The sequence below is a fragment of the Novosphingobium fuchskuhlense genome, assembly GCF_001519075.1.
Lineage (GTDB): Bacteria > Pseudomonadota > Alphaproteobacteria > Sphingomonadales > Sphingomonadaceae > Novosphingobium > Novosphingobium fuchskuhlense.
The window spans coordinates 406,970-423,184 of record NZ_KQ954244.1; the positions used below are offsets into that span (position 1 = coordinate 406,970).

At 67.3% G+C, this 16,215-nt stretch carries 16 protein-coding genes; 4 read left to right on the forward strand and 12 right to left on the reverse strand.

The annotated features are described in order from the left end of the window. Positions 1 to 71 precede the first annotated feature (71 nt). From AQZ52_RS01840 to AQZ52_RS01850, 3 genes are read right to left on the reverse strand one after another with little or no spacing between them, the layout of a single operon-like run. On the reverse strand, positions 72 to 1,130 hold the full coding sequence (locus tag AQZ52_RS01840) for a homocysteine S-methyltransferase family protein (RefSeq protein WP_067906247.1): 1,059 nt from the start codon (positions 1,128 to 1,130) through the stop codon (positions 72 to 74). Further along, the gene (metF, locus tag AQZ52_RS01845) at positions 1,127 to 2,068 is read right to left on the reverse strand and encodes a methylenetetrahydrofolate reductase [NAD(P)H] (RefSeq protein WP_067906248.1); all 942 of its coding nucleotides are present in this window, start codon (positions 2,066 to 2,068) and stop codon (positions 1,127 to 1,129) included. The genes AQZ52_RS01840 and metF overlap by 4 nt, the downstream gene beginning before the upstream one ends. Beyond that, on the reverse strand, positions 2,065 to 3,048 hold the full coding sequence (locus AQZ52_RS01850; RefSeq protein WP_420806438.1) for an ArsR/SmtB family transcription factor: 984 nt from the start codon (positions 3,046 to 3,048) through the stop codon (positions 2,065 to 2,067). The genes metF and AQZ52_RS01850 overlap by 4 nt, the downstream gene beginning before the upstream one ends. A 207-nt stretch (positions 3,049 to 3,255) precedes the next feature. Here AQZ52_RS01850 and AQZ52_RS01855 point away from each other — a divergent pair, with 207 nt between their 5' ends. Together AQZ52_RS01855 and AQZ52_RS01860 are read left to right on the forward strand one after the other, a co-directional pair. Continuing rightward, positions 3,256 to 3,567 (forward strand): hypothetical protein, encoded by a 312-nt coding sequence (locus AQZ52_RS01855; protein WP_156424746.1) that lies wholly within the window; start codon positions 3,256 to 3,258, stop codon positions 3,565 to 3,567. Next, positions 3,567 to 3,824, forward strand: a complete 258-nt coding sequence (locus AQZ52_RS01860) for a hypothetical protein (protein ID WP_067906249.1) — start codon at positions 3,567 to 3,569, stop codon at positions 3,822 to 3,824. The genes AQZ52_RS01855 and AQZ52_RS01860 overlap by 1 nt, the downstream gene beginning before the upstream one ends. On the opposite strand, the gene arfB is transcribed toward AQZ52_RS01860, so the two are convergent. From arfB to pabB, 4 genes are read right to left on the reverse strand one after another with little or no spacing between them, the layout of a single operon-like run. Beyond that, positions 3,821 to 4,234 carry an alternative ribosome rescue aminoacyl-tRNA hydrolase ArfB gene (arfB, locus tag AQZ52_RS01865; protein WP_067906250.1) on the reverse strand — a complete coding sequence of 138 codons (414 nt, stop codon included), beginning with the start codon at positions 4,232 to 4,234 and terminating at the stop codon, positions 3,821 to 3,823. The two genes, AQZ52_RS01860 and arfB, sit on opposite strands and share 4 nt — an antisense overlap. Beyond that, complete coding sequence (locus tag AQZ52_RS01870) at positions 4,216 to 4,893, reverse strand: RluA family pseudouridine synthase (protein ID WP_067906251.1); 678 nt, start codon at positions 4,891 to 4,893, stop codon at positions 4,216 to 4,218. Before AQZ52_RS01870 ends, arfB begins: the two co-directional genes overlap by 19 nt. 10 nt (positions 4,894 to 4,903) lie before the next feature. Further along, positions 4,904 to 6,079 (reverse strand): pyridoxal phosphate-dependent aminotransferase, encoded by a 1,176-nt coding sequence (locus AQZ52_RS01875; RefSeq protein ID WP_067906252.1) that lies wholly within the window; start codon positions 6,077 to 6,079, stop codon positions 4,904 to 4,906. Beyond that, positions 6,076 to 7,911: an aminodeoxychorismate synthase component I gene (gene pabB, locus AQZ52_RS01880; RefSeq protein ID WP_067906253.1), complete on the reverse strand. Its 1,836-nt coding sequence runs from the start codon at positions 7,909 to 7,911 to the stop codon at positions 6,076 to 6,078. The genes AQZ52_RS01875 and pabB overlap by 4 nt, the downstream gene beginning before the upstream one ends. A gap of 124 nt (positions 7,912 to 8,035) precedes the next feature. On the opposite strand from pabB, the gene AQZ52_RS01885 reads away from it, so the two are divergent. Both AQZ52_RS01885 and AQZ52_RS01890 read left to right on the forward strand, forming a co-directional pair. Then, positions 8,036 to 9,610, forward strand: a complete 1,575-nt coding sequence (locus AQZ52_RS01885; RefSeq protein ID WP_067906254.1) for a helicase HerA-like domain-containing protein — start codon at positions 8,036 to 8,038, stop codon at positions 9,608 to 9,610. A gap of 153 nt (positions 9,611 to 9,763) precedes the next feature. Further along, positions 9,764 to 12,454 carry a M1 family metallopeptidase gene (locus AQZ52_RS01890; RefSeq protein ID WP_067906255.1) on the forward strand — a complete coding sequence of 897 codons (2,691 nt, stop codon included), beginning with the start codon at positions 9,764 to 9,766 and terminating at the stop codon, positions 12,452 to 12,454. Here AQZ52_RS01890 and AQZ52_RS01895 read toward each other — a convergent pair. The 5 genes from AQZ52_RS01895 to AQZ52_RS01915 form a co-directional block, all read right to left on the reverse strand. Continuing rightward, positions 12,447 to 13,874: an ATP-binding protein gene (locus AQZ52_RS01895; RefSeq protein ID WP_067906256.1), complete on the reverse strand. Its 1,428-nt coding sequence runs from the start codon at positions 13,872 to 13,874 to the stop codon at positions 12,447 to 12,449. The two genes, AQZ52_RS01890 and AQZ52_RS01895, sit on opposite strands and share 8 nt — an antisense overlap. Next, a complete protein-coding gene (locus AQZ52_RS01900) occupies positions 13,867 to 14,634 on the reverse strand; it encodes a response regulator (protein WP_067906257.1) in 768 nt (255 codons plus the stop codon). The genes AQZ52_RS01895 and AQZ52_RS01900 overlap by 8 nt, the downstream gene beginning before the upstream one ends. Position 14,635: 1 nt before the next feature. Then, on the reverse strand, positions 14,636 to 15,292 hold the full coding sequence (locus AQZ52_RS01905) for an EF-hand domain-containing protein (protein WP_067906258.1): 657 nt from the start codon (positions 15,290 to 15,292) through the stop codon (positions 14,636 to 14,638). Positions 15,293 to 15,410: 118 nt separating this feature from the next. Continuing rightward, positions 15,411 to 15,806, reverse strand: coding sequence for a cupin domain-containing protein (locus AQZ52_RS01910; RefSeq protein WP_067906259.1), 396 nt, complete (start codon positions 15,804 to 15,806; stop codon positions 15,411 to 15,413). Between the two features lie 6 nt (positions 15,807 to 15,812). Further along, entirely contained in the window at positions 15,813 to 16,187 is a 375-nt protein-coding gene (locus tag AQZ52_RS01915; protein WP_067906260.1) for a VOC family protein, read from the reverse strand. Positions 16,188 to 16,215 lie beyond the last annotated feature (28 nt).

The window sequence follows — 16,215 nt, forward strand, 5'->3', positions numbered from 1 at the left end:
GGTTTGTTTCGAAGGGGCGGTGCTTGGGTCGGCCCACCCCTAGCCCCTCCCGCGAGCGGGAGGGGGACTGGTTATGCCATCACGAAGGGTTCGAGACCGGCCAGCGCGGTGGCGGTCTGGTGCTGCGGCAGCACGCGCGGAGGCAGGCCCTGCACAGAGCGCGCGATGGCGGCAATATGCTCCGGCGTGGAGCCGCAGCAACCGCCCAGCACGTTGACCTGCCCGTGCTCGGCCCATTCGTGGACGAGGCCGGCGGTGGTGGCGGGCAGCTCGTCATACTGGCCGAGTTCGTTGGGCAGGCCTGCGTTCGGGTAGACCATGATCAGGGTATCGGCGATCTGCGAGAGCGCGCGAACATGCGGGCGCAGCTGCGCCGCGCCGAAGGAACAGTTGAGCCCGATGGTGACCGGGCGCGCATGGCGGACGGCGTACCAGAAGGCTTCGACCGTGTGGCCCGAGAGATTGCGGCCCGAAAGATCGGTGAGCGTCATCGAGAGCATGATCGGCACTTCGCGGCCGAGCTGCTGTTCGAGCACGCGGACGGCCATGATCGCGGCCTTGGCGTTGAGCGTATCGAACACGGTCTCGACGAGGATGAAGTCCGCGCCGCCTTCGACGAGGGCTTCGGCTTGCTCGCGGTAGACTTCCACGAGGAAATCCCAGTCGATCTCGCGGAAGCCGGGATCGTTGACGTCGGGGGAAAGCGAGAGGGTCTTGTTGGTCGGCCCGATCGCACCAGCCACGAAGCGCGGGCGTCCGTCATCGGACTGGAACTCATCCGCCACGCGGCGAGCCAGTTTCGCGCTTTCGAGGTTGATTGCGCGCACCAGATTTTCGGCGGCGTAGTCAGCCTGGCTGATGCGGTTGGCGGAGAAGGTGTTGGTCTCGGCGATATCCGCGCCTGCCGCGAAATAGGCGCGGTGGATCGATTCAGGCACATGCGGTGCCGTCAGCGCGAGGATATCGTTGTTGCCCTTCTGGTCGCGCGAAAGGCCGAGTGTGCCGGCATAGTCGGGCTCGGTCAGCTTCCAGTTCTGGATCTCGGTACCGAACGCGCCGTCGGTGATGAGGATGCGGTCCTTTGCCTGCGCGAGGAGCGCGGCGCGGGCTGCGGAGGGAACCAATGTCATGCGGCTTGTTCCATCAATGGGCGTTCGGGGCGCAGGCCAAGCAGGTGGCAGATCGCGTAGGACAACTCGGCCCGGTTGAGGGTGTAGAAGTGGAAATCGCGCACGCCGCCCGCGTAGAGGCGGCGGCAGAACTCGGCGCAGACCGTGGCGGCGACGAGTTGGCGCGAGGCGGGATGGTGGTCGAGCCCTTCGAACAGGCCGTCCATCCACGCCGGGATATGCGCCCCGCAGGCGGCGGCGAACTTGCGCGTCTGCGCGACATTCGAGACGGGGAGGATGCCCGGAAGGACCGGCGCGGTGATCCCGGCAGCAGCGAGCTTGTCGCGGAAGCGGAAGAAGGTTTCCGGTTCGAAGAAGAACTGGCTGATCGCCCGGGTGGCCCCGGCATCGAGCTTGCGCTTGAGGTTGTCGATATCGGCCTCGGGGCTCGCGGCATCGGGGTGGGTTTCGGGATAGGCCGAAACCGAGATCTCGAACGGCGCGATCGCCTTGAGGCCCGCGACAAGATCGGCGGCGCTGGCATAGCCATCGGGATGCGGCGTGAACGGCACGCCGGGGGCGCCCATATCGCCGCGCAGCGCGACGATGTGGCGCACGCCCGCTTCCCAGTAGCTTTCCGCCACCTCGCGGATTTCGGCCTTGCTCGCCTCGACGCACGTGAGGTGCGCGGCAGCGGGAAGGCGCGCTTCCCGGATGATCCGGGCGACCGTGCCGTGGGTGCGGTCGCGGGTCGAGCCGCCAGCACCGTAGGTCACGGAAACGAAGCTGGGGCGCAGCGGAGCCAGCGTGGTGACGACATCCCACAGCTGCTCCATCAGCGGGTCGGTACGCGGGGGGAAGAATTCGAAGCTGACCCGGATATCCCCCGGCAGTCCGGCAAACAGCGGGGTATCGAGCGCGGTGCGCGCCTCGCGCAATTGATCGAAGGTGGTGGTCATGCGGTTACCAGTCTTGGAAAGTCGGCCAGCGCGGTACGGCGGACTCCGGTCCAGATCTTGACGATGAGTTCATGCCCCGGAAGCGCGCGATCCCCGGCGGGATCGAACCCGGCGGCCGTGAGCAGGCCCGCGATCTGGGCGTCGGAGAAACCGAGGCGTGCGTGGGCATGTGCGGTGCGCAGTTCCTCGCGCTCGTGCGGGGCAAAATCGACGATCACGATGCGCCCGCCCGGCGCGGTAACGCGTGCGGCCTCGGCCAGCACGGCTTGCGGCGCGAAGGCATAGTGGAGGACCTGATGGAACAGGACGGTATCGAAACTGGCATCGGCGAGCGGCAACTGCGCGAAATCGCCCTGAACCAGCGTGACGTGGCCGGCGGGCAGGTGCTGCAGGCGGGTGCGGGCAAGACGCAGCATTTCCGGGCTCTTGTCGAGTGCAGTGATCCGGGTGGCGCGTGCGGCGAACAATTCGGCGATGCGGCCGGTGCCGGTGCCGACATCAAGCAGGCGCCCGATCTGGCCGGACAGCATCTCGCCGAGAGCGGCTTCGACCGGGCCGTCGGCAATATGAAGGCTACGCAGTTCGTCCCATTCGGCTGCGTGGCGGGAAAAATAGTCCGCAGCGCTCGCCTCGCGCGCGGAGCGGATCACGCCGAGATGCTGGCGATCCTCGGCGCACTGGGCCCCGAACGCGGTATCGGCGGCTTCGGCATTGACGAGGACGCGCGCCAGCGCGGTGCCGAGATTGTCCGGCGCACCGGCATCGCTGACAGCGGCGCGCAGGAACACCCAGCCGCCTTCGCGCCGCCGCTCGGCAAGGCCGGCATCGCAGAGGATCTTGATGTGACGGGAGACGCGTGGCTGGCTCTGGCCAAGGACTTGCGCCAGTTCGCCGACAGCAAGTTCCATGCTGGCAAGCAGGCGCATGATTCTCAGCCGGGTAGGGTCGGCCAGGGCGCGAAGGGCTTCAAGAATAGACATCGGAAACATCATATAAAGCATTCTTTATATGATGCAAGGCATATAAGGCTTTCTTTATATGCTATAACAGTCGCGGGATAACGGTTCCGCCTGCGGTTTGAGATTTGCCATGGACATTGGGCCGCTCTAGAACGCCCGGGCGCAGCGGCCCTGCCACGCGAGTGGGGCTGCCGGATTGCACCATACCGATCATCCTGAGGGACTACCATGACCAAGACCAACGAGATCAAGCGCCTCGCCACCGTGCTGGCCTGCGCCGCGGTTTTCGCGCTCAGCGCCTGCGGCAAGACCGATGATGCTTCGGCCGGCGCGACCGCGGACAACGTTGAGATGCCGGCAGACGAACTGCCTTCGGCCGAGCCTTCGGCGGCGGCTCCCGCCCCGGCTGCCGATGCGTCGCAGGCCGCGCTGAGCGCCGAGGACGCTGCCAAGAGCGCGGCCGACAGCGCCGTTTCGGCTGCCGAGGAAGCCAAGGCTGCCGCTGCGGCCGCCGCCGAAGAACAGAAGCCGCAGCAGTAATGACCGGTGCGTGGAGTCTGCGTGCGGCGCATGCCGCGCTCGCGCTGCTCCCCGCAGTCCTGTGCCTCGGCGGCTGTCAGAAGGACACCGACCCGGGCCCAGGCGGCGTGACCGTGGGTGAGGCCCGCGCGCTCGATGAAGCGGCAGAAATGCTGGAAAAACGTCCTGCCCCGCCGCTGACCGACGCAACGGTGCCGGCGGACCTCGCGACGATCCCCGCTTCGCAGGCGGCGGCGGAACCCTCCGGGAAGCCCTAATCCAGACGGACTTTGCCGCGGCCGGCCTTGATCGCGCCGCGGTTCTTCTTGGTCTGCAGCCTTTCAGCCTTGCCGACGCGGTTGAGCCGGGATTTGGCACGGCGGGCGGGCAGCGTGGCCGCCTCGCGCAGCAGATCGGCGAGGCGTGTTCGTGCATCCTCGCGGTTCTGTTCCTGCGTGCGATAGCTGCGCGCCGTCATCACGATCTCGCCGCGCGCGGTCATCTTGCTGCCGGCAAGGTCCTTCAGGCGGTGGAACACCTCGGGCGAAAGCCGCAGCGCGAAGACATCAAGGCGAATCTGGACGGCGGTCGCCACCTTGTTGACGTTCTGCCCGCCGGGACCGGCGGAGGCGATGAAGCTCTCCTCGATCAGCCCCAGCGCGCGGACGATCAAGTCGTCGGCAGACACGAGAAGCCCAGCGCGGCGAAGTCGGCGGGAAACGGCGCGGCGGCCACGATGGGCGGCTTGCCTTCGCGCGGAACGGTGAGCGCGGCGGCGTGAAGCATGGTGCGCCGTGCCGGCGCATCGGCCACCGGGCCGCCGCCATAGACCGGATCGCCGAGCAGCGCCGCACCGAGTCCGGCGAGCGCATGGACGCGAATCTGGTGAGTGCGGCCGGTTTCGGGATGGAACTCCACAAGGGTGAGTCCATCCCTTCGCTCGACCACGCGCCAGTGCGTGACCGCCGGCTTGCCGGCGCGCGCGGGGATCATCCGCCAGCCCTTCTCCGCACTGCTGATCTTGGACAGGTTGAGCGCGATCGTGCCTTCATCCTCGGCGACCGGCCCGGCGACCACACCGAGGTAGACCTTCTCGACCTGCCGCGCCTCGAACGCGGCTGCGAAGCGCTTGTGGGCCTTGGCGTTGCGCGCGAGGAGCAGGCAGCCCGAGGTATCCTGATCGAGCCGGTGGACCGCGAGCGGCAGGCGCTGGAAGCCGAGGCGCAGGGCATCGAGATAGTTCTCGAGGCTGGTGCCGCCGGACCGCGGACGATCAATCGGGAGGCCGGCGGGCTTGTCGATGACCAGGGCCTCGCCGTCCTCGAACAGGATGGGGAGGGTGATCATGCCGGAATGCTCATGTCAGTGCCTTGGCGATGCGGGAGAGGGCTTCGGCAAGGCGGGCATCGTCTGCCGCAAAGCTGATCCGGAAACCGTCCCTGCCGCCGAACGCGGACGCGGCGACGACCGCAACGCCGTGATCGAGGAGGTGGAGCGCAAGCGCCTCGTCATCGCCGAAGCGCGCCATCAGCGGGGCGGCATCGGCGAGGCAATAGAATGCGCCATCCGGCACAGGCGTGGAGAGGCCCGGCACCCTGTTGAGTGCGTCAACCGCGATGTCGCGGCGGACGCGAAAGCGCTCGCGCCAATCGACGAGGAAGTCCTGCGGGCCGCAAAAGGCGGCGACGGCGGCGGCCTGGCTGATCGAGCAAGGGTTGCCTGAAGCGTGCGACTGCAGCTTGGCCATCGCACCGATCAGCCAGGGTGGCCCGGCCGAGACGCCGATGCGAAAACCGGTCATGGCATGGCTTTTCGAGACGCCCGAGACGGTGAGAACGCGGTTCGCCAGATCGGGGCAGACGACGGCCAACGTGGCGTGCGCACCTGCCGCGTAGCGCAGCGGTGCGTAGATATCGTCACTGAGGACAAGCACCTGAGGGTGACGGCGAAGCACCTCGCCGAGTGCGGCGAGATCATCGGCGGAATAGACCGCGCCGGTCGGGTTGCCGGGGCTGTTGAGCAGGAGCCAGCGCGTGCGCGGGGTGATCGCGGCAGCGAGCTGGTCGGCGCTGATGCGGTAGCCGTCTTGCGGTGTAGTTGGCATGGCAACCGGTTCGGCGCCTGCAAAGCGGACGATTTCGGGGTAGCTGACCCACCACGGCGCAGGGATCAGGACTTCATCGCCGGCGCCCGCTGTCGCGGCGATCGCGAGGAAGATCGCCTGCTTGCCGCCCGCGCTGACAATCACCTGGGTCGGCGGCACTTCGATGCCGAGATCGCGGACGAAGTGGAGCGCGGCGGCTTCGCGCAGGGCCGCCGTGCCGGGGACAGCGGTGTAGCGCGTATCGCCCGCATCGAGCGCGGCCTTGGCGGCTTCGATCACATGCGGCGGGGTGGCAAAATCGGGCTCGCCCACCGAAAGCGAGATGATGTCGCGGCCTTCGGCGCGCAGGGCGATGGCGCGGTCGGTCATCACGGTAGTGCGCGAGGCGGTGATGCGCTGGAGCGCGGCGCTGGTGTGCGGCTCGCTCATGCGCCGAGCAGCCTCGCCGGCATCAGCCCGCGCAAGGCGTTGCCGATGAAGAAGCTGGCTTCGAGATCGGCCATGGTCACATCACCTTCGATCGCCCGGCCGCTTTCGAGGAGGCTGCGGCGCAGGATGCCGGGGAGCAGGCCCAGCACGGCGGGCGGCGTGACGAGCACATCGCCGCGCGGCACGAACAGATTGGTGAAGCTGCCTTCGGTGAGGCGGCCATCATCCCGCAGGAGCAGCGCTTCGTGCGCGCCGGCGGCCTTGGCAGCCCGCAGCGCCCCTTCATAGAAATTGCGGTCGGTGGTCTTGTGGCGCAGACGCCAGTCACCCTCTGCGACCGGAAGCGGCAGCACGGCACAGATGGCGGGATCGGGCAGCGCGGGCGGCAGCGGCGCGGCATCGAGCGCATGGGCGCCGGCTTTCGAGACGAGCAGGCGCACGCGCGAAGGCACATCGAGATCGAAGCACAGCACATGGATCGCATTGCGCAGGGCGTGGCGATCGAACTCGAAGCCGAGCTCGGCGGCGCTCGCCTTCATCCGTTCGAGGTGCAGTTCCAGCAGCGCAATGCCCATCGCGGGATCGAACGCCATCGTCTCGATCAGATCGGCGCTGCTGGCCTCCAGACGCAAGACATCCCCTTTCACCAGACATTCGCGCCATTCAGGCAGTGCCGCCGAATCCGCAACGACCGCCGAGCCCACCCCCATGGTGGCGCGCCCCCGGCCCGCCCCCGGAAAGTCCGGGAGCAACCGCACCGTGCGGATTGCCACATTGAAGGCGGCCTCACCAGCCTGTTGATCCGCCCCATCGTCATCCAGAGGCGCATCTATCCGCCCTATCGCACCGCAGTAGAGCCCGCGCGCATCGCGCTCGATCTCGTCGATCAGTTCCATCGCGCGGATCTTGGGCGCGCCGGTGATCGAGCCGCAAGGGAAGATAGCGCGCACGAGATCGCGCGCATCGGCGCCCGGTTGCAGCCGGGCGTGGACCGTCGTCACCATCTGGTGGACGGTGGGATAGGTCTCGACCGCAAAGGGTGCCTCGACGCGCACGCTGCCCGGCTCGGCGACACGGGCGAGATCGTTGCGCATCAGATCGACGATCATCAGGTTCTCGGCGAGGTCCTTGACGCTCCCGGCAAGCGCAGCCTTGTAGGCGGCATCTTCCTCTGCCGTCCGGCCGCGCGGAGCCGTGCCCTTCATCGGGCGGACTTCGGCGCGGCCTTCTTCCAGCGTGAAAAACAGCTCGGGCGAGACCGAGAGGTGCCAGTGCGCGCCGTCCCAGATGATGGCACCGTAGCCGGAGCGGGCATCGCCGCGCAGCGCGCGGTAGATGGCGAGCGGATCGCCCTCCCACGTGCCGCCGAGTTCGAACGTGTAGTTGGCCTGATAGATGTCGCCGGCGCAGATGGCCGACTTGAGCCGGTCGAAGCCCTGCGCATACCCGCCGGGGGAAACCAGCGGATCGAGCGGACCGAGCCGCCCCTTGCCCGCCACCGCCGCATCGAGCCAGGCTTCCGCTTCGGCTCCGGTCATTTCGCGCATTTCGGCAAACCGCGCGAACCAGACGAGCGGGCCGGCCGCACCGGTGCGCGCGGGCAGTCGTGCTGCGAGGCGCGGCTCCAGCGCAAGACCCGCTTCATAAGCAATCATGCCAGCCCAGTGGCCGGGTGCGGCGCCGATCCGGGCCAGCGCGGAATCGACCTCGTCCAGCCGGCGCGCAACGACGATCTCGTCGGGCACCGTGTAAAGGCGCGCCGGTGCAGTCCGGGCGTTACGGGCGCCTTCGACACGGGCATCGTCCAGCAGGATGAAAGGCGTAGCAGTCATGATGAAGAGCGCGCTTTAGCGGCGGTCCGTCCCGGATGCAAAAAGCGCTTTCCTACTTTTTCATTCCGGAGGACAAGAACAGCGGGATCAGGTTTTGACGAAAACACAGGTGGAATTGCGGCTTATGGACGATATCTACATTGGCCTTGGAGCGACTGGCGAACGGCAGGTACTGCGCCTTGACCGCGCCAACCGCCATGGACTTGTGGCGGGAGCGACCGGCACCGGCAAGACGGTGACCCTTCAGGGCATGGCCGAGCAGTTTTCGGCGCGTGGTGTGCCGGTGTTCCTGGCCGATGTGAAGGGAGACCTTGCAGGCATCGCGATGCCGGGCAGCCCGACGTTCAAGCATGCTGATGCGATCGAGGCGCGCGCCAAGCAGCTGGGGATCGACCCCTTCACCTATGCCGACAATCCGGTGGTGTTCTGGGACCTCTATGGCGAGGCCGGCCACCCGATCCGCACGACGATTTCGGAAATGGGCCCGCTGCTGCTGGCGCGCCTGATGGGCCTCAATGAAACGCAGGAAGGCGTGCTCAACATCGCCTTCCGCTATGCCGACGACAACGGCCTGCTGCTGCTCGATCTGCCTGACTTGCAGGCGACCCTGATGGCCTGCGCCGAGAACGCCAGCGAGCTTGCCGGCAAGTACGGCAATGTCTCCAAGGCCAGCGTCGGCACGATCCAGCGCCAGCTGCTGGCATTCGAGAGCCAGGGAGCCGACCGGTTCTTCGGCGAGCCGGCGTTCGAGATCAACGACTTCATCAAGATCGATGATCAGGGGCGCGGCTTCGTCAACGTGCTTTCGGCCGAGAAGCTGATGCAGAGCCCGAAGCTCTATGCCACGTTCCTGCTCTGGCTGCTGAGCGAGCTGTTCGAGGCGCTGCCCGAAGTGGGCGATCCCGAAAAGCCCAAGCTGGTGTTCTTCTTCGACGAGGCGCACCTCCTGTTCGACGATGCCCCGCAGGCCCTGTTCGACAAGGTGGAGCAGGTCGTGCGCCTGATCCGTTCGAAGGGTGTGGGCGTCTACTTCGTCTCGCAAAACCCGATCGACATTCCGGAAAAGATCGCCGGCCAGCTGGGCAACCGCGTGCAGCATGCGCTGCGCGCGTTCACCCCACGCGACCAGAAGGCGATACGGGCGGCGGCGGATACCTTCCGAATCAATCCCGATCTCGATGTCGAGAAGGTGATCACCGAGCTGAAGGTCGGTGAGGCGCTGGTCTCCACGCTCGATGCAGAAGGCGCCCCGGGGATCGTGCAGCGCACGCTGGTGGCACCGCCGCGCTCGCGGCTGGGGCCGCTCGAGCCCAAGGAGCGCGCGGTGATCCAATCCACCAGCCCGTTCGACGGCAAGTACGATACCGCCGTGAACCGCGAATCCGCAGCCGAAGTGCTGGCGCAGAAGGCAGCCGATGCGGCTGCCGCCGCGCAGCAGGTCGAGACCGAGGGGGCCGCTGCCCAGCAGGCTTCGGCGCGGCAAACGCCCTCGATGTGGGGCAAGGCCGGCAAGGCCGCCGTCGGCGCGATTGCCGCTTCGGCCGGTTCGATGATCGCGGCGGAGATGATGGGCAAGAAATCGCGCTCGTCGCCGGTGGCATCGGGTGCCAGTGCCATCGTCGGCACGATTGCGACCCAGATCGGCGGAGCGGCGTTCGGACGGTTTGCGCGCGGTCTGCTGGGGGGACTCCTGCGCTGAGAGCCAGGGGGCCGGTACGGACGAACTGCCCCGATCTGTCGTTCGACGACAGGAACAGGCGGTTCGTCGATTCCGGTTGCGAGTGAAACAGGATCGGGGCAGGCAAGCGGGCTTCCATGCCGGGCAAGACCCGGCTCGACCTGAAAGGCTTCCATGCGTTCGATCCTGCCCTCTGCAGCTCTTCTGGCTGCGACGCTGCTCGCCGGCACTTTCCTTTCTGCGCCCGCTCAGGCGCAGACACCCGCAGCCGAGGCCGCGATCCCCGCCGAAGCCGGCCCGATGCCGGCAGGCAAGCTCGAGGGCGCGGTCGTGCCGCAGGCCTACCGGCTTGACCTGACGGTCGATCCCGCAAAGGAGCGCTTTTCCGGCCATGTCGAGATCGACGTCGACGTAAAGAAGGCTGGGCGCTTCGTGTGGATGCACGGGCGCGACCTCAAGGTCGGCAAGGTGACCGCGATGGTCGGCGGCCAGCCGGTTTCCGGCACCTTCCGCCAGGTCGATCCGACCGGGATCGCGCTGGTGACTTTCGATGCCCCGCTGCCGGCGGGCAAGACCACCTTCGCCTTCGATTACGACGCGCCTTTCGGTGAAGGGCCGGCAGGCATGTTCAGGGTCAAGGTGGGCGAGGACTGGTATTCCTGGACCCAGCATGAATCGATCGATGCCCGCGCCAGCTTCCCCTCGTTCGACCAGCCAGGCTTCAAGGTGCCGTGGAACGTCACCCTGCGCACGCCCGAGGGCCTCAAGGCAGTGAGCAATGCGCCCGAGGTGAAGACCGAGACGGCGGGTGGCATGACCGTCCACACCTTCGCGCAAACGCTGCCGTTGCCGAGCTATCTGGTAGCGTTGATGGTGGGGCCGTTCGTGACCGTGGAAGGCGTGGTGCCGCCGACCCCGCAGCGCAGCACGCCGCTGCCGATCCGTATCGTTTCGACCAGACAGAACGCAGGCAAGCTCGATTTCGCGCTGGAAGGCACGAAGGGCGTGGTCCAGCACCTCGAGGCCTATTTCGGCCAGAGCTTCCCCTATCCCAAGCTCGACCAGATCACGACCCCGATCCTGCCCGGCGCGATGGAGAATGCGGGCGCCGATCTCTATGCCGACAGCATCCTCGTCATGGATGACAAGGCCTCGACCGCGCAGAAGCGCACCTTCGGCATGGTGGTAAGCCATGAGCTGGCGCACCAGTGGTTCGGCGATCTCGTCACCCCGGCATGGTGGGACGACATCTGGCTGAACGAGAGCTTCGCCAACTGGATGGGCTTCCGCATCGGCAACGAATGGCGGCCCGACCTCAACATCGGCGCAGGCGCACTGGCCGAGGGCTTCAGCGCGATGGGTATCGACGCGCTGGTCGCAGGGCGGCCGATCCACCAGCAGATCGAGAAGAACGCGCAGATCGACGCGGCCTTCGACACGATCACCTATGGCAAGGGCGGCCACGTGGTCGCGATGATCGCAGCCTTCATGGGCGACACCAAGTTCCGGGACGGCGTGCGCGGCTACATGGCGGCGCACAAGTATGGCAACGCGACGAGCGCCGAGTTCTTCAAGGCAATGGCTGAAGCGGCGGGCGATCCGCGCATCCTGCCCGCGATGCAGAGCTTCACCGATCAGCAGGGCGTGCCGCTCGTGACGCTGGAGCGGGCCAAGGGCAAAGACGGCGCGCAGAGCTGGAAGGTGACCCAGAGCCGCTATGTCCGCTATGGCATGAAGGGCCCGCAGACGAAGTGGGGCATTCCGCTGTGCATGCGCCAGGGCGATCTGCGCCAGTGCACGCTGCTCACCGACACATCCGCCACGGTGACGATCAAGAGCGCCGGGCCGATCATGCCCAACGCGGGCGGCACCGGATACTACCGCTTCGAGCTGCCCGCCAAGGAGTGGGACGCGCTGATCGCGGCGACGCCGAGCCTGAGTGGCAGCGAAGCACTGGCGGTGGAAGACAGCCTCAACGCCAGCTTCTATGCCGGGCGCGTGACCGCTGATCAGCTGATCGCCGGATCGCGCGCGCTAGCCGCCAATCCGGACAGCTATGCCAGCGGCGATGCCGTGGGCCTGCTGCAGGCAATGGCCGACCGGGGCGTGATCGCCGAGAGCGCCAAGCCCAAGTTCCGCGCTTTCGTCGACGGGCTCTATAGCGCTCAGCTCAAGGCGGTCGGCCTCGATCCGCGGGCCGGGGCCCATGCCGGAGACGATCCGGAAAAGCAGCAGCGCCGCGTCCAGCTGGTCGAGCTCATCGCCGGCACCGCGCGCGATGCCGCGCTGCGCACCCGGCTGGCGACAGCCGTCGATGCCTACCTCGGCGGCGACCAGTCCGCGCTCGATCCTTCGCTGTTCGGCGCAGCCTTCGATGCCTGGCTGGGCGCGCGCAAGCTGGATGGCGCAAAGGTGCTGATGGACAAGGCGCTCGCCTCGGAAGACCCGCTGTTCCGCCCCGCCGCGCTGGGGGCAATCGGATCGAGCGGTGATGCGGCGACGGCAAAGTGGCTGCTGGACGAGTTTCAGGACAAGCGCCTGCGCCAATCGGAGAAGCTCAATTTCGTGCGCTATGTGGTCTACACGCCCGAAACGCGGGATTGGGGCTACAGCTGGATGAAGGCGCACCTCGACGAGTTGCTGAACGGCGGCGCGGGCATCTTCTTCGGTGCGCGGCTGCCGCAGATCCTCGGCAACTTCTGCTCGGTGGCACAGGCCGACGAGTTTGACGGCTTGCGCGCGAAGTTCGCGGGCAAATCCGGCGCGCTGGAGCTCGAGCGGACGATCGAGCGCGTGCGCGCGTGCGGCAAGCTGAAGGACGCGCGCGGCGCCGAACTGACCGCGGCGATCACGAAGCTCAGGTGAGCGGAAGACGGAGCGTGGCGGTGAGGCCCCTAGTCTCGCCGCCCTCGCTTCGGTTCGCGAGTGTAAGCGAACCGCCGTGCTGGTCGGCAATCGCGCGGGCGAGCGTGAGGCCAAGACCCGCGCCGCCGGTCGATGAATTGCGCGACGCTTCGAGCCGGGTGAACGGTTCGAGCATCCGCGCGATCTCTTGCTCGGGAATGCCGGGGCCATCGTCCTCGACCACAAGCACGGCCTCGGCGCCATCGCGCCGCAGGGTGACCCGGGCGCGGCTGCCATAGCGCAGCGCATTCGAGACGAGGTTGCGCAGAGCGCGGCGCAGCCAGGTGGCGCGCAGCGGCATGACGATGCGCGTCGCATCGCCCAGCGTGACGTCCTCGCCCATGTCCTCGTACTCGCCCACGACATCGGCAACGAGCGCGGAGAGTTCGGTCTGCTCGAGCGGATCGGAAGGGCGCCCCACGCGGGCGAGGCTCAGGATATCGTCGAGTGAGCGGTTGATGTCCTCGATCCCCGCCGCCATCCGGCCCCGCTCGGTGTCGTCCTCGACCGCCTCGATCCGCACGCGCAGCGCCGCGAGCGGGGTCTTGAGATCATGCCCGATCGCGCCGAGCATCACGTCCTTCTCATCGAGCAGCGCGCCGACGCGGCGCTCCATCGCGTTGTGCGCGATGATGAGACCGCGGATATCGTCCGGCCCTTCCGGTTCCAGCTGGCCGGCAAGGGCGCGCGAGCGGGCAAAGACTTCGACTTGCGCGGTAAGGGCCTTGAGCGGCCGCGCGATGCGCCGCAGGATCAGCGCTACGGCACCGACAAGAACAATGTAGATGAACACCGTCTGGAGCACGAGCGTGGTCAGCATTGCGCGTTCGGTGCGCGGAGCGAGCAGGCGCGCGGTGAGCCAGGTTCCGTCGGTGCGGCCGATTGCGGCGATGATCAGGCGCGGGCGCACGGCGCCGGGCGAGCGCGGCATGCCCGGTCCGCGCCGGGCCAGCCACTGCGCGATGACAGGATCGCGCGCGGGATCGCGCTCGGCCACGAAGAGCCGCGCGGCATCGACACCTTGTGCTTCGAGCACCTGGCGCAGCGCTTCCTCGACGTCTGGACGGCGGCGGTCGCCAGCCATCTGGGGCGCGCGGGCCTCTTCCTGCACGCGCAAGGGGCGCGGCATGCGCAGGCCGATCTCCGGCCCCTCGCCATCGGGCGGGGGCGGCGGACCGAATTGCGCGCGCGGACTGCGGCCGAGCAGGCTGAACGCGGCATAGTTGACGAGGCCGGCAAAGTGCCGCTCGTGCTGCATGCGCCACATCAGTGCGGCGGAAAATGCCTGCGCCACCATCAGCGCAACTGCGATGGCAAGCAGCATCTGCCCTTGCAGGCTGCGTGGCCAGAGGCTGAAGCCGCGGCGAGCAGGCTCAGCCATCGGCAGGCACCTTGCGCACTTCGGCAGCGAGCATGTAGCCCCCACCCCAGACCGTCTGGATCAGTTCGGGATTGCGGCTGTCACGCTCGATCTTGCGACGCAGGCGGCTGATCTGGTTGTCGACTGCGCGGTCGAACAGGTGGGCCTCGCGGCCCTGCACCATATCGAGCAGCCGGTCGCGGTCGAGCACCTGGCGCGGGTGGTCGAGGAAGGCGACGAGGAGGCGGAATTCCGCCGATGAAATGGCCACGACCGCGCCTTCGCTGTCGGTGAGGCGGCGGCGCAAAGGATCGAGCCGCCAGCCTTCGAAAGTGTAGTGGTGCTGATCGGCCGTATCGGCCGCCGCTTCAGGCACGCGCCCAATGCCCTTGGCCGCGCGGCGCAGCACGGAGCGGATGCGCGCGACGAGTTCGCGCGGATCGAAAGGCTTCACGACATAGTCATCCGCGCCGATCTCGAGCCCGACGATGCGGTCGGTCGCCTCGCCGCGCGCGGTGAGGAAGATGACGGGAAGGCCGCGCGCTTCGATCAGGTGGCGGCAGAGCGAAAGGCCATCCTCGCCGGGCATCATGATATCGAGCAGGACGATATCGAACATTTCCGCGGCCAGACGCGTGCGGGCCTCGGCCGCGCTCGCGGCTTGGCCCACCGCGAACCCCTGGCGAACGAGATAGTCCGCCAGGGGTTCGCGCAGCGCTGCCTCGTCGTCCACCACCAGGACACGGGTCGTGACCGGGATCGGGGCGGGGGCTGCAGCCATATCAGGCACCCGGCGGGGGCGGGGGCGGCGGCATATCGCCCATATCCCCGTGCATGCCGTGCCGGCGGCCCCAGCCGCCGTGTTCCTTGTGCATCGCCATCCATGCGGCGCGGCGCTCGGCGGACGTCAGCTTGCCATCATGGTTGGTGTCAGCCGCATCGAAGCGGGCCTTGGCAGCGGCATCGAATTCGGCGCGGGTTATGGTGCCATCATGGTTGGTATCAGCCTTTTCGGCCATTTCGCGCATCATGTGCGCGCCGGGGCCCATCATCATGGCCATACCGGCACCGGGAGGCGGCGGCGGCATCATGCCGGGCGCGCCATCGCGGCCCCTGCCGCCCATCGCACCGCCTTCCATCATCTTCTTGTGGTGCTCCATGAATTCGGTCTTGCTGATCGCGCCATCATGGTTGGTGTCGATCATGTCGAACATTTCGTTCATCTTGGCCTCGCGGTCAGCATCATTGAGCACACCGTCCTTGTTCACGTCCAGCTGCGCCCATAGCATGTCGGCCTTGGCCTTGGCATCGGCCCAGGTCATCGTGGCATCGCCCATGGGATCGCGGCCAGGTTCGGCAAAGGCAGGGTAGACGGCATAGAGCGCCGTCGCCGCCGTAAGCGCGACAGCCGCAGAGGCGGCGAGCGTGGATTTCTTCATGGATCTCGGTCCTTGTTGCAGGCGGAACGGGGGCTATCCGCTGTCTGCCATCTAGACCCGGGTTGTCGCAGGCTTATGCCGCCGACGCGGCGTTTTGTCGCACTTTGTCGCGCGGATTTCAGCGCGGGCGATGTTCCGTGCCGAGGCCCGCCGTGATGAACAGGGCCGTGGCCTCATCGGAGATCAGGTCCATCGTGTGCCATGCGCCGGGCGGATTCACCGCATATTCGCCGGCTGCGAGGCGTACTTCGGCCTTCGTGCCGTCAACCAGCTCCTGATGCATCACGGCCTCGCCGGTGAGCAGCAGCACCACTTCATCGCCCACCGGGTGCATTTCCCAGCTGTCCCAGCTTTCAGTAAAGCTGTGCTGGCTGACAAGGCGGCCTTCCGCCCCGTCAGCCCCGTGGCGGGCGATGTAATCGCCGTACCATGCCATGCCGGTGAACGGTGGCTGCGGAACGGCCTTCGCACCGAGCCCGATATGGATGGGGTTTGTATCGAGCCGGTGCGCCATTGTTTCTCAGTTCCCCATCACGAAAGCATTGAGCTTGTTGCCATCGGGATCGCGGAAATAGGCGGCATAAAACCCGCCTTCGCCGCGCGGTCCCGGAGGGCCTTCGCAGGTGCCGCCATTGGCGAGCGCGGCAGCGTGAAGCCGGTCGACCTGCGCCGAGTCCTTCGCTTCCAGTGCGACCATCACGCCGTTGCCGACGGTGGCAGGCTCACCGTTGTAGGGCTTCATCAGGCCGATGCCGGCCGCGCCGCCCGCCTCGCCCCAGGCAATCGCACTGTCCCATTCGTACATGCGCTTGGTGCCCATTTCGGCCGCCAGCGCATCATAGAATGCAGCGCCGCGCGCGAGATCGTTGGTCCCCAAAGTCACGTAGCCGATCATTCATGCCTCCTCTTCGCCGAGTCGCGAT